Annotated in this window: 10 protein-coding genes; 9 read left to right on the top strand and 1 reads right to left on the bottom strand. The window is 38.9% G+C overall.

Annotated features, from left to right (window positions below; all coding sequences use genetic code 11):
- The first annotated feature begins 25 nt into the window (after positions 1-25).
- The 9 genes from ACPT8O_RS08425 to nrfD all read left to right on the top strand — a co-directional run bounded on the left by ACPT8O_RS08425 (position 26) and on the right by nrfD (position 11,900).
- Positions 26-1,591: a cytochrome ubiquinol oxidase subunit I gene (locus ACPT8O_RS08425; RefSeq protein ID WP_021034904.1), complete on the top strand. Its 1,566-nt coding sequence runs from the start codon at positions 26-28 to the stop codon at positions 1,589-1,591.
- A gap of 14 nt (positions 1,592-1,605) precedes the next feature.
- Positions 1,606-2,742, top strand: coding sequence for a cytochrome d ubiquinol oxidase subunit II (gene cydB, locus ACPT8O_RS08430; RefSeq protein WP_021034903.1), 1,137 nt, complete (start codon positions 1,606-1,608; stop codon positions 2,740-2,742).
- Between the two features lie 264 nt (positions 2,743-3,006).
- Positions 3,007-3,459, top strand: coding sequence for a DUF441 domain-containing protein (locus ACPT8O_RS08435; protein ID WP_005690764.1), 453 nt, complete (start codon positions 3,007-3,009; stop codon positions 3,457-3,459).
- Positions 3,460-3,849, top strand: a complete 390-nt coding sequence (locus ACPT8O_RS08440) for a DUF423 domain-containing protein (protein WP_021034900.1) — start codon at positions 3,460-3,462, stop codon at positions 3,847-3,849.
- Positions 3,846-7,757 carry an ATP-dependent RNA helicase HrpA gene (hrpA, locus tag ACPT8O_RS08445; RefSeq protein WP_021034899.1) on the top strand — a complete coding sequence of 1,304 codons (3,912 nt, stop codon included), beginning with the start codon at positions 3,846-3,848 and terminating at the stop codon, positions 7,755-7,757. The genes ACPT8O_RS08440 and hrpA overlap by 4 nt, the downstream gene beginning before the upstream one ends.
- Before the next feature lie 253 nt (positions 7,758-8,010).
- The gene (gene nrfA / locus ACPT8O_RS08450) at positions 8,011-9,537 is read left to right on the top strand and encodes an ammonia-forming nitrite reductase cytochrome c552 subunit (protein ID WP_005662840.1); all 1,527 of its coding nucleotides are present in this window, start codon (positions 8,011-8,013) and stop codon (positions 9,535-9,537) included.
- Between the two features lie 76 nt (positions 9,538-9,613).
- Positions 9,614-10,264, top strand: coding sequence for a cytochrome c nitrite reductase pentaheme subunit (gene nrfB, locus ACPT8O_RS08455; RefSeq protein WP_021034897.1), 651 nt, complete (start codon positions 9,614-9,616; stop codon positions 10,262-10,264).
- A complete protein-coding gene (gene nrfC / locus ACPT8O_RS08460) occupies positions 10,261-10,938 on the top strand; it encodes a cytochrome c nitrite reductase Fe-S protein (protein WP_021034896.1) in 678 nt (225 codons plus the stop codon). The genes nrfB and nrfC overlap by 4 nt, the downstream gene beginning before the upstream one ends.
- Positions 10,935-11,900 (top strand): cytochrome c nitrite reductase subunit NrfD, encoded by a 966-nt coding sequence (nrfD, locus tag ACPT8O_RS08465; protein WP_005669842.1) that lies wholly within the window; start codon positions 10,935-10,937, stop codon positions 11,898-11,900. The genes nrfC and nrfD overlap by 4 nt, the downstream gene beginning before the upstream one ends.
- A 237-nt stretch (positions 11,901-12,137) precedes the next feature.
- Here nrfD and pyrH read toward each other — a convergent pair whose 3' ends face one another.
- The gene (pyrH, locus tag ACPT8O_RS08470; protein WP_005662848.1) at positions 12,138-12,851 is read right to left on the bottom strand and encodes a UMP kinase; all 714 of its coding nucleotides are present in this window, start codon (positions 12,849-12,851) and stop codon (positions 12,138-12,140) included.
- Between the last annotated feature and the right edge of the window lie 3 nt (positions 12,852-12,854).

Below are 12,854 nucleotides of genomic sequence, written 5' to 3' on the forward strand. Positions count from 1 at the left end.
TGTTGTTTATACAAAGGAGTTGAGAATGTTAGACGTTGTTGATCTTTCTCGCTTGCAGTTTGCTTTAACTGCGTTGTATCACTTCATTTTCGTGCCGCTAACATTGGGTTTATCCTTTATTCTTGTAATTATGGAAACTATTTATGTGGCGACAGGTAAAGAAGTTTATAAAGATATGACAAAATTTTGGGGAAAGTTATTTGGCATTAACTTTGCCCTTGGGGTGACCACCGGTATTATTATGGAATTCCAATTTGGTACTAACTGGTCTTATTATTCTCATTACGTCGGGGATATTTTTGGTGCGCCACTTGCTATTGAAGCGTTACTTGCTTTCTTCTTAGAATCAACTTTTGTGGGATTATTCTTCTTCGGTTGGGATCGTTTATCAAAAGGAAAACACTTATTAGCAACTTATTGTGTGGCTTTCGGTTCTAATTTATCTGCAATGTGGATTTTGGTCGCAAATGGCTGGATGCAAGCACCAACAGGTTCAGAATTTAATTTTGAAACTGTACGTATGGAAATGACTAACTTCTTAGATCTTTGGTTAAATCCTGTTGCGCAAAGTAAATTCTTACACACTCTTTCCGCAGGTTATGTGACAGGCGCATTTTTTGTTTTAGCAATTAGCTCATATTTTTTACTAAAAGGTCGTGATTTTGAATTTGCAAAACGTTCTTTCTCTGTAGCAGCGACTTTTGGATTTATCGCCTCTATTGCAGTACTAATTCTAGGTGATGAATCTGGTTATGATATTGGTAAAGCACAGCCTGTAAAATTAGCCGCAATGGAAGCTGAATTTGAAACTCACGCAGCACCTGCCCCATTCCACCCTATTGCAATTCCAAATACGGCTGAAATGAAAAATGATTTTGCGATTGAAATTCCTTATCTTGGTGGTGTAATAGCAACTCGTTCAATTGATAAAGAAATTACAGGTCTAAAAGATCTTCAAGCATTAAATGAAACTCGTGTGCGTAGTGGTATCCGTGCTTATGAATTATTTACTCAACTACGGGCTGAGAAAAAAGCGAATGGTCAAGTTAATGAAGAAACCAAAGCACAATTTAATGAAGTTAAAAAAGATCTTGGTTTCGGTTTATTATTAAAACGCTATACAAACAATGTTGTTGATGCGACTGAAGAACAAATTAAACAAGCTGCTCGTGATACTATTCCAAATGTAGGTCCTAACTTCTGGGCATTTCGTGCGATGCTTGCAGCTGGTGGTTTAATTGCTTTACTTACATTCGGTGCATTTGTTCAAAATTTACGTAATAAAGTAACTCAAATTCCATTATTGTTAAAAGTTCTTTTATGGGGCTTGCCATTACCTTGGATTGCCATTGAGTGCGGCTGGTTCTTAGCCGAATATGGTCGTCAGCCTTGGGCTATTTACGAGATCTTACCTGTTGGTGTATCTGCTTCTAATTTAAGCACAGGCGATTTATGGTTCTCTATTGGTTTAATTTGTGCGCTTTATCTTGCGTTCATTATTGTTGAGATGTATTTGATGTTTAAATATGCGCGTTTAGGTCCAAGTGCATTAAAAACCGGCAAATACTACTTTGAACAATCAACTAAATAAGCAGGAGATAAATTATGATTGATTATGAATTTCTACGTTTTATTTGGTGGGTGTTAGTTGTTGTATTATTGATTGGTTTCTCTGTAACTGATGGATTTGATATGGGCGTGACCGCACTTTTACCAGTAATAGGTAAAAAAGAAGTGGAACGCCGCATTATGATCAACACTATTGCTCCCCATTGGGATGGTAACCAAGTTTGGTTATTAACTGCAGGCGGTGCGGTATTTGCTGCGTGGCCAATTGTATATGCAGTATCCTTCTCTGGTTTCTACATTGCATTAGTATTAGTCTTGGCAGCGTTATTCTTACGCCCATTGGGTTTTGAATATCGTGCAAAAATTGATAATCCAACTTGGCGTTCTGTTTGGGACTGGGGATTATTCGCAGGTGGTTTTGTACCAGCATTAGTATTTGGCGTGGCTTTTGGTAATTTATTACAAGGCGTTCCATTCCATTTTAACGAATTGACTCAAGTGACTTATACAGGTTCATTTTTTGAGCTATTAAATCCATTCGCATTATTATGTGGTGTTATTAGCTTATCAATGCTTGTCACTCACGGCGCAAACTGGTTACAAATGAAAACCACTGAAGTCTTACGTGATCGGGCTCGTTCAGTAAGTCAAATTGGTTCTATTGTGACTTTAATTGCATTCGTATTAGCTGGCGTATGGTTATATTCTAAAGATGGTTATGTAGTTACTAGCACTATCGATCATTTCGCTCCATCGTCTCCAATGAATAAAGAAGTTGCTGTAGAAACTGGCGCGTGGTTTAGAAATTTCAATGAAATGCCAATTCTTTGGATTTTCCCTGCGTTAGCTGTAGTTGCTGCATTATTAAACGCCGCATTTTCTAAAGCTAATCGTTGTGGTTTTGCATTTTTCTTCTCTGCATTAACAATGGCTGGAGTGATTATTACTGCTGCAGTATCAATGTTCCCATTTGTGATGCCTTCAAGTTCACATCCTGAACAAAGTTTATTAATGTGGGATTCAACTTCAAGTGAATTAACATTAACATTAATGCTGATTTTTGCAGTTGTTTTTGTGGTCATTGCCTTAGCTTATACTATTTGGTCTTACTCAAAAATGTTTGGTCGTTTAGATGCTAATTTCATTGATAAAAATAAACACTCATTATACTAAGGAGAAATAGAATGTTATATGCGATTTGGGTAGTGGGTGTATTGTTTGCAATTTGGGCTAGTGCGAAATGCACCATCAATAAAGAAAAAAAAGGTAAATTTGAAGAATAAATTATTTAAGAATTTTACCGACTAAATAAAAGGGTTCATTATGAACCCTTTTTAACTTCCCTATTCATCTTTTTCTCAACAACAATGGAAAATAATTTTACGAATTTCTATGCTAGAATATTTATCAAAATTTCCATTTTTTTAACCGCACTTTATGACATTACAATTCAATACTATTGCTCTATTACTAGTTATACTTCTTATTCTTGGCGTATTAAGCAACAATAGCACAATTACCATCTCTGCCGCTGTATTACTTATTATGCAGCAAACTTTTTTATCTTCTCACATTCCTTTGCTCGAAAAATATGGCGTTAAAATTGGTATCATTATTTTAACCATTGGGGTTTTAAGCCCCTTAGTTTCAGGGAAAATTCAGTTGCCTGATTTATCAGGTTTTCTTAGTTGGAAAATGGCTCTTTCTATTGCAGTTGGAGTGCTTGTGGCATGGCTTGCTGGCAAAGGTGTGCCTTTAATGGGCGAACAACCGATTTTAGTCACTGGCTTGCTTATCGGCACAATTATTGGTGTAGCATTTTTGGGTGGAATTCCTGTTGGTCCCCTTATTGCTGCAGGGATATTAGCTTTATTTTTAGGGAAAATTTAAATGAAAAACAAATGGTTATTTATCGCGGGATTAAGCGGTTTTTTATGTGTGACAATTGGTGCTTTTGCGGCACATGGATTAAGTAAAGTTTTAGAACCTAAAGAATTAGCGTGGGTTGAAACTGGTGTGAAATATCAAATGTTCCACACCATTGCGATTTTAGCGATTGGCATTTTGCAATTATGCCGTGAAGCATTGGTTACAAACAAAATGGCTAATTTTGCTGCAGGGGCTTGGACGTACGGCATCCTTCTTTTTAGTGGCAGCCTTTATGTACTTACGCTTGGTGCAGGCAAGTTCCTAGTTTGGGTAACACCAATTGGCGGAACGTTATTTTTAATTGGTTGGCTTTGCTTGGCTTACGGTGGTTTTAAAAGTAAATCAGTATGAAGAACAAATCAGTCAAACGTGAATTAAATCCGATACAACAATCTCTCTTTTCAAAACTCAACGATATTATGCTGGTGGATCAACGCCGTTTATCTGCCCGCATCCATGGCATCGGTAAGATTAAAAACCTAGAGGCACAACAAGCCGTTGCAGATGAAATCCAACAGCAAATTGAACAAGCAAGATTACGTGTAGAACAACGGAAAAGTGCGGTAGAAAATCCTATCGTTTTTCCAGAAAGCCTGCCCGTTAGCCAACGCAAAGCAGAAATTCAAAAACTGCTTTCTGAGCATCAAGTCATCGTAGTTGCAGGGGAAACAGGTTCAGGTAAAACCACTCAATTACCGAAAATGTGTTTGGAATTAGGTTTCGGCAATCTGGGTATGATTGGTCATACTCAGCCTCGCCGTATTGCCGCTCGTTCGGTGGCGGCACGTATTGCGGAAGAACTGAAAACGGAGCTTGGCGGTTTAGTCGGTTATAAGGTTCGTTTTAACGATCAAATCAGTGATGATACGCAAATCAAATTGATGACGGACGGGATTCTGCTTGCAGAAATTCAAAACGATCGTTTTCTCAATCAATATTCTTGTTTGATTATCGATGAAGCCCATGAACGTAGCCTAAACAACGATTTTATTCTCGGTTATCTGAAACAGCTTTTACCACGTCGTCGTGATTTAAAACTTATCATCACGTCTGCGACCATTGATGTGGAACGTTTTTCCAAACATTTCAATAATGCCCCGATCATTGAAGTTTCGGGCAGAACCTATCCTGTGGAAGTGCGTTATCGTCCTATTGCAGAGGAAGATGATCAAGATCAGCTACAAGGCATTCTTAATGCGGTGGATGAACTGCAAGCGGAAGGTCGGGGCGATATTTTGATTTTTATGAACGGTGAGCGTGAAATTCGCGATACCGCCGAAGCTTTACAAAAACAAAATCTAAAACACACGGAAATTCTACCGCTCTTTGCTCGATTGTCTGCGCAAGAACAAAATAAAATTTTCCATCCAAGCGGTTTAAATCGCATTGTATTAGCCACCAATGTCGCAGAAACCTCATTGACTGTGCCTGGCATTAAGTATGTGATTGACCCAGGTATTGCGCGAATTTCTCGTTATAGCTATCGCACCAAAGTACAACGTTTACCGATTGAACCCATTTCACAGGCATCTGCTAATCAGCGTAAAGGTCGTTGTGGTCGTGTGAGTGAAGGGATTTGTATTCGTTTATATTCGGAAGAGGATTTTAATTCTCGTCCGGAGTTTACCGATCCTGAAATTTTACGCACCAATTTAGCCTCCGTTATTTTGCAAATGACAGCATTGGGTTTGGATGATATTGAAGCGTTCCCATTTGTTGATGCGCCAGATAAACGCCATATTCAAGATGGGATAAAACTGTTGGAAGAATTAGGTGCGTTTGAAATGGTTCGCACCAAAGCAGGCGAAAAACGTCAATTAACGGCTGCTGGTCGTCAATTATCGCAACTCCCTGTGGATCCACGTTTGGCGAAGATGTTGCTGACTGCTGTCTCACAAGGTGCGTTGCATGAAGTGATGATCATCGTTTCTGCGTTATCCATTCAAGATCCTCGCGAGCGTCCACAAGAAACACAACAAGCTTCCGATGAAAAACATCGCCGTTTTGCCGATAAAAAATCAGATTTCTTGGCGTTTTTAAATCTTTGGCGTTATGTACAAGAACAACAAAAAGAATTGAGTAAAAACCAATTCCGACGCCAATGCCAAAAAGATTTCTTAAATTATTTACGTATTCGTGAATGGCAGGATATTTATCATCAAATTCGTTTAACCGTGCGTGAAATGGGCTTACCGATTAATTCCGAAAAAGCAGAATATCAGCAAATTCATACCGCACTTTTAAGCGGTTTGCTTTCTCATATCGGTTTAAAAGAAGAGGAAAAACAACAATATCTTGGCACACGTAATGCCCATTTTGCGATTTTCCCTAATTCCGTGCTTTTCAAAAAACAACCGAAATGGGTAATGGCAACAGAATTAGTGGAAACTTCCAAACTTTGGGGGCGTATGGTGGCAGAAATTGAGCCAGAATGGATTGAGCCGCTCGCCGAGCATTTAACAAAAAAATCCTATTCCGAACCGCGTTGGTCGAAATCTCGTAGTGCCGTGATCGCAGATGAAAAAGTGACGCTTTACGGTGTGCCGATTGTGGCTGCGCGACCAGTGAATTACGGTGCTATTGACCCAACGGTGAGCCGTGAGATCTTTATTCAATCTGCTTTGGTGGAAGGGGATTGGAATACCAAACATAAATTCTTCAAAGAAAATCAACGACTCCTTCGAGAAGTGGAGGAGTTGGAACACAAAAGTCGCCGCCGTGATATTTTAGTGGACGACCGCACACTTTTTGAATTTTACGATCAGCGTATTGGCACGGAAGTAGTTTCCCAAAAACATTTTGATACGTGGTGGAAAAAGGCACAGCAAAAAGATCCAGAATTGCTTAATTTTAAACGCTCATTCTTGATTAATGATGATGCGGAACAAGTAAGCAAGTTGGATTTCCCGAATTTCTGGCATCAAGATAATTTGAAACTCAAACTGACGTATCAATTTGAACCAGGTACTGATGCGGACGGCGTGACGGTTCATATTCCGTTGCCGTTGCTCAATCAAGTGGAAATGACCGGCTTTGATTGGCAAATTCCAGGCTTGCGTGAAGAATTGGTGATTGCGTTGATTAAATCTCTGCCGAAATCTTATCGCCGTAACTTTGTGCCTGCACCTAATTATGCTCAAGCTTTTTTAAGTCGAGCCGTGCCGTTGGAAAAACCACTATTGGATACGCTAATTTATGAATTGCGTCGTATGACAGGCGTTACCGTTGAGGCGGAACAGTGGAATTGGGAACAAATTCCAAGCCATTTAAAAATGACATTTCGCGTGGTGGATGAAAACGACAAGAAAATTGCCGAATCCATGAATTTGGACGAGCTGAAATTTAGTTTAAAAGATCGTGTGCAAGAAAGCATTTCTGCTGTGGCAGATGATGGCATTGAACAAAGCGGACTACATATTTGGAGCTTTGCAGATTTACCACAATGTTACGAACAAAAACAACGTGGTTTTAGCGTCAAAGCATTCCCAGCTATCGTAGATGAAAAAGATGCTGTAGGTATAAAACTGTTTGAAACAGAGTTTGAGCAAGCTGTAGCAATGCAACAAGGTTTACGTCGTTTGTTGTTACTCAATGTGCCATCACCAATTAAATATCTGCACGAGAAACTGCCGAATAAAGCCAAATTGGGACTGTATTTTACCCCGTTCGGTCGTGTGTTGGATTTGATTGATGACTGCATCGCTTGTGCGGTGGATAAACTGATTGCCGATTTTGGCGGTTTTGTTTGGGATGAAGCAGGCTTTGAAAAATTGCGTGATTTTGTTCGAGAGAATCTTAACGAAGTGACCGTGGATATTGCACAGAAAGTGGAGCAAATCTTATCTCTTAATCACGCCTTAAACCAACGCCTTAAAGGCAAAATGGATTTCACGATGGCATTTGCATTATCCGACATCAAATCGCAACTTGCAGGTTTGGTGTATCAAGGTTTTGTGCAAAAGAGCAGTTATGATCGCCTACCAGATTTACAACGTTATCTGCAAGCCGTTGATAAACGTATTGATAAGTTGGCTCAAGATGTAAACCGTGATCGTGCTGCGATGTTACGCGTAGAGCAAGTACAACAGGCTTACCAACAATTACTGGCTAAACTGCCAAAATCTAAACCTATTTCCGATGAAGTAGCAGAAATTCGCTATATGATCGAGGAATTGCGCGTAAGTTTATTTGCACAACAATTAGGTACGAAATATCAAATATCAGATAAAAGAATAGCAAATATTATTAGTCAATACTAATGATAATAATACTCAAAATTAAGGCGGTTTTATACCGCCTTAATTTATTCAAAACAACAATATACCTCTTTTTTGGTATTTTAAAAGATAAGCTTGATCAAGCTCAAACTTTAGCATTCTGCGAGTAGAAAAACTTTTTTCTTTTGGTATCTTACGCTTGAATGAAAATATATATCTACGTTTTGTGTGGATATTAATAATAATTCTCAACTTTCTACTTAACCTTTTTATTACAACAAATGGAGTAATTATCGTGAACGCATTCAAAAAAAGCCTTATTGTGGCAGCGTCTTTCGCGAGTTTAAGCTTATTTAACTCAGCTACTGCTGAGCTTGTATATAAGCCATTAGAACAACCTGTTGAACCCGCAAAACCTGATTTGAAAATTGAATCTGTAAATGAAAAATTTGCAGAAAAATATCCAAATCAATATAACAGCTGGCGTTCTACAGCAAACGGCGATGGCGAAAACATTATTTATGCTGATGAAGAAAATCCGCGCCTAATCGTACTTTGGGGTGGTTATGCATTTGCAAAAGAATATAACGCACCACGCGGTCACTTTTATGCGGTAACAGATGTGCGTAATATTTTACGTACAGGTGCGCCAAAAACTGCAAATGATGGCCCTCAAGCTATGGCATGTTGGACATGTAAAGGTCCTGATGTTCCACGTTTAATCGCGGAATGGGGTGAGAAAGATTATTTCAATGCGAAATGGGCAAAGGGAGGGCCTGAAATCGTGAACTCAATTGGCTGTGCTGACTGTCACGACACAACCTCTAAAGATTTTGCAGAAGGCAAACCAGCATTACGTATTGCTCGTCCACACGTATTACGCGCCCTTGATGCTTTAGAAAAAGCCACTGCTGAAAAAGATAAAGCAGAAGGTCGCCCACACAACAATTTAAGCTTCAACACGGCGGCGCGTACTGAAAAACGTGCAGAAATTTGCGCAAACTGCCACGTTGAATACTATTTTGCAGGGGACATCAAGCAAGTAACTTTCCCTTGGGATAATGGTCAAACCGTAGATGATATTGAAAAATATTATGATGATATTGGTTTCACTGACTGGACTCACTCACTTTCTAAAGCACCAATGTTAAAAGCACAACACCCTGACTTTGAAATTTGGTCTTTAGGTATGCACGGTAAAAATGGGGTAACTTGTGTAGATTGCCATATGCCAAAAGTACAAGGTGCGGACGGTAAAGTTTACACCGATCACCAAATTCAAAATCCATTTGAGGCATTTGACAGCACTTGTGCAAATTGTCACGATCAAAGCAAAGAAAAATTACGCGATATTGTTACTTCACGTAAAAAAGAAGTGAAAGATGTAATGGGTCGTTTAGAAGACCAAGTTGTCAAAGCTCACTTTGAAGCAAAAGAGGCTTGGGACGCAGGTGCAACTAAAGAAGAAATGGAAGCAGCATTAATGGATATTCGTCATGCTCAATGGCGTTGGGATTACACTGCTGCAAGCCATGGTGGTCATATGCATGCGCCTGAAGTAGTACTTCGTGTATTAGCTTCTGGCTTAGATAAAGTAGCAGACGCACGTACTAAACTTGCTGTAATCTTAACTAAACGCGGTGTGAAAACTCCAGTTCAAATCCCAGATATTTCAACTGCTGATAAAGCGTGGAAAGTAATGGGTATTGATATTGAAAAAGAACGTAAAGCGAAAGAAGAATTCTTAAAAACTGTGGTACCACAATGGGAACAACAAGCTAGAGAAAAAGGCTTATTAGTTGATCCACCAGCACAAAAATAAATGAAAAATGCACCGCACTTTTTAGTGCAAACTGGAAAGTGCGGTGATTTTCAAGGTCAAATTTGAGGTAACCCAAATGAATTTAACTTCTTTAATCAACAAATCTGCAAAAGCGTTAGCGTTAAGTGCGGCATTTGTAGCATTGCCATTTTTGGCTTATGCCGATGATGCACAAAAACCTGCGGATCATGTTACTTATGAACCGCAATTAGATAACCTACGCAATCCAAATCAATATTGTGCTAAATGCCATAAATTCGACAAGGTAGATAAGAACCAAACGCTAGAACAGTCTGGTGGCGAACTCCACTTTGGTAAATTTCACGGCGCACATTTAGATAAGAAAAATCCAAATAACGGTAAAGCAATTACTTGTGTAAGCTGTCACGGTAACATTTCTGAAAATCACCGTCGTGGTGCTAAAGATGTTATGCGTTTTGAAGGGGATATTTTCGGTAATAAAAAACCGATGTATTCAGTTCAAGAACAAAACCAAGTTTGTTTTGCTTGCCATCAACCTGACAAACTTCGTGAAAAATTATGGGCTCATGATGTACACGCAATGAAATTGCCTTGCGCAAGTTGCCATACTCTTCATCCTAAAGAAGACGCAATGAAAGGTATTCAACCAAAACAACGCGTTAAACTTTGCGTAGATTGCCATGGCAAACAACAAAAACGTAAAGCTGAACAAGATAAACTAACCGAACAAAAGGATAAACAATGACAGTCTGCTCACGCCGAAACTTTGTTTCTGGCATGGGGGCAATGATCCTTATGACAGGGACATCTTTACCTGCTTTTGCAAAAGAAAACAAGGCAGATAAACCTAAACGTTACGCAATGATACATGATGAAAATGCGTGTATCGGCTGTACAGCCTGTATGGACGCCTGTCGTGATGTAAACCAAGTGCCAGAAGGCGTTTCTCGCTTAGAGATTCTACGTAGTGAACCTTATGGGGAATTTCCAAATCAAGAATACGAGTTCTTCCGTCAATCTTGCCAACATTGTACAAATGCACCTTGCGTAGCAGTTTGTCCAACTGGCGCATCTTTTATTGATAAAGAGACTGGCATTGTAGATGTACATAAAGATTTATGCGTAGGCTGCCAATACTGTATAGCAGTTTGCCCATATCGTGTACGTTTTATTCATCCAGTACATCGTACCGCAGATAAATGTAACTTCTGCCGAGATACAAATTTAGCCAATGGTAAACAACCGGCTTGTGTGGAAGCTTGCCCAACCAAAGCATTAACCTTTGGGGATATGAATGATCCAACAAGTGCAGTTTCACGTAAAGTGAAAGAAAAATCAGTTTATCGCACTAAAGTGGAATTAGGTACACAACCAAACTTATATCACATTCCATTCCAACATGGGGAGCCTAGAAGATGACGTTAGATTATCCAGTTCCATTTCATACGCCTAATCTAGTGTGGGATTATACCATTGCGATCTACTTGTTTTTATTGGGGATCTCATCTGGTGCAGTACAGTTAGCAATTGCCTATAAACGCAGTAATAAACTAGAAAATCTAAGCCAAAACTGGATTATTCGATCTGGGGTAATTTTAGGATCTGTGCCAACATTAATTGGTTTAACGCTATTAATTTTCCACTTGACTCGACCTTGGACATTCTGGAAATTGATGTTTAACTATCAATTCAACTCCGTAATGTCGATGGGGGTCATGCTATTCCAAATCTATATGTTATTTTTAGTAATTTGGGGTGTAGTGATTTTCAAAAAAGAAATCGAAGCATTAATTAATCGCTTTATACCAAAACTGCAATTTGTGATGAAACTCATCGGTATTGCAGAACGTATTGCAAGTCCAGTCGAAGTTATTCTTTTCATATTGGCTGCAGTGCTTGGTGCATACACAGGGTTCTTACTTTCTGCATTGATTAGCTATCCAATGTTGAATAACCCAGTATTACCCGCATTATTCTTAGCCTCTGGCACATCATCTGGTATTGCTGCAACCTTCTTAATTATCTTAATTGCAGGAAAACTAAAAGGTGATTCTCACGAATCGCACTTCATCCACAAATTTGAAGTGCCAATTATGGTGACAGAACTTGGTTTGCTTGTGTGTTTCTTCGTTGGCTTACATTTTGGTGGCGGACAAAAAACAGTTGCCTTACATAATGCCTTATCTGGTTTTTGGGGAGCGATATTCTGGGTTGGAGTATTGATTATCGGTATCTTGATCCCATTAATCGCCAATATGTTTGTTAATGACCGTTTAAAATACAATCGTAACTTTATTATCTTGGTGTCAATTTTTGACTTAATTGGGGTATTCTGTTTACGTTTCTTTGTTTTATATGCGGGACAACTCACTGTAGCCTAAACTGACTTTTTATAAAAATTAATCTGCATTCTAAAAGTTTGATTAACTTTCTCACTTATTAGAGTGCAGATTTTTATATCTAAATAATCCAACTATGAAGACTAAACAGAATTTACGAAAACTTTCATTCCTGCCGTAATGCTTTATTTAAATTAAAAAGACTAAACTCAATGAATTAAAAGTTTAGTCCTTAATTTAATTATGTATTTTCTTTAATATTATTCTTTTCAACATTCACTAACAAATAGTGGTACCTTCTTCAGTACCTGTCACTACTTGACGTAATGCCCCAGGTTTACCCATATTGAACACTCTAATCGGCATGCCATGATCGCGAGCTAAAGTAAACGCCGATAAGTCCATCACTTTTAATTCTTTATCGATCACTTCTGCATAAGTTAAATTTTTATAAAGTTTTGCATCAGGATTTTTCGCTGGATCACAATCATACACACCATCAACTTTAGTCGCTTTCAACACAACATCAGCTTCAATTTCAATACCACGCAAACAAGCGGTAGAATCAGTGGTAAAGAATGGATTTCCCGTTCCCGCAGAGAAAATGACTATGCGTTTTTCGCGTAACATTTTGATTGCTTCAGACCAGTTATAAGTATCGCAAATACCATTTAATTGGAAAGCGGACATTAATTTTGCGTTCACATCAGCACGGAATAAAGAATCACGCATTGCCAAACCATTCATCACCGTAGCAAGCATTCCCATATGATCGCCCACCACGCGATTCATTCCCGCTTTTGCTAGTTTTGCACCACGGAATAAGTTGCCGCCACCAAGAACGACGCCAACTTCCACACCCATCTCCACTAATTCTTTAATTTCAACAGCCATACGATCGAGAATCGCAGGATCTATACCAAAACCATCTTCTCCTTGTAATGCTTCACCGCTTAATTTCAATAAAATACGTTTATAAATTGGTTGGCTCATTGT

Origin of the sequence: Haemophilus sp. HN_Hi08 (assembly GCF_049824455.1) — a bacterium.
Classification (GTDB): Bacteria; Pseudomonadota; Gammaproteobacteria; order Enterobacterales; family Pasteurellaceae; genus Haemophilus; species Haemophilus influenzae_D.

Bases quoted from the DNA above. Each gene is read 5' to 3' on its own strand.
- ACPT8O_RS08425 (WP_021034904.1), top strand. From the start codon at position 26: ATGTTAGACGTTGTTGATCTTTCTCGCTTGCAGTTTGCTTTAACTGCG.
- cydB (WP_021034903.1), top strand. From the start codon at position 1,606: ATGATTGATTATGAATTTCTACGTTTTATTTGGTGGGTGTTAGTTGTT.
- ACPT8O_RS08435 (WP_005690764.1), top strand. From the start codon at position 3,007: ATGACATTACAATTCAATACTATTGCTCTATTACTAGTTATACTTCTT.
- ACPT8O_RS08440 (WP_021034900.1), top strand. From the start codon at position 3,460: ATGAAAAACAAATGGTTATTTATCGCGGGATTAAGCGGTTTTTTATGT.
- hrpA (WP_021034899.1), top strand. From the start codon at position 3,846: ATGAAGAACAAATCAGTCAAACGTGAATTAAATCCGATACAACAATCT.
- nrfB (WP_021034897.1), top strand. From the start codon at position 9,614: ATGAATTTAACTTCTTTAATCAACAAATCTGCAAAAGCGTTAGCGTTA.
- nrfC (WP_021034896.1), top strand. From the start codon at position 10,261: ATGACAGTCTGCTCACGCCGAAACTTTGTTTCTGGCATGGGGGCAATG.
- nrfD (WP_005669842.1), top strand. From the start codon at position 10,935: ATGACGTTAGATTATCCAGTTCCATTTCATACGCCTAATCTAGTGTGG.
- pyrH (WP_005662848.1), bottom strand. From the start codon at position 12,851: ATGAGCCAACCAATTTATAAACGTATTTTATTGAAATTAAGCGGTGAA.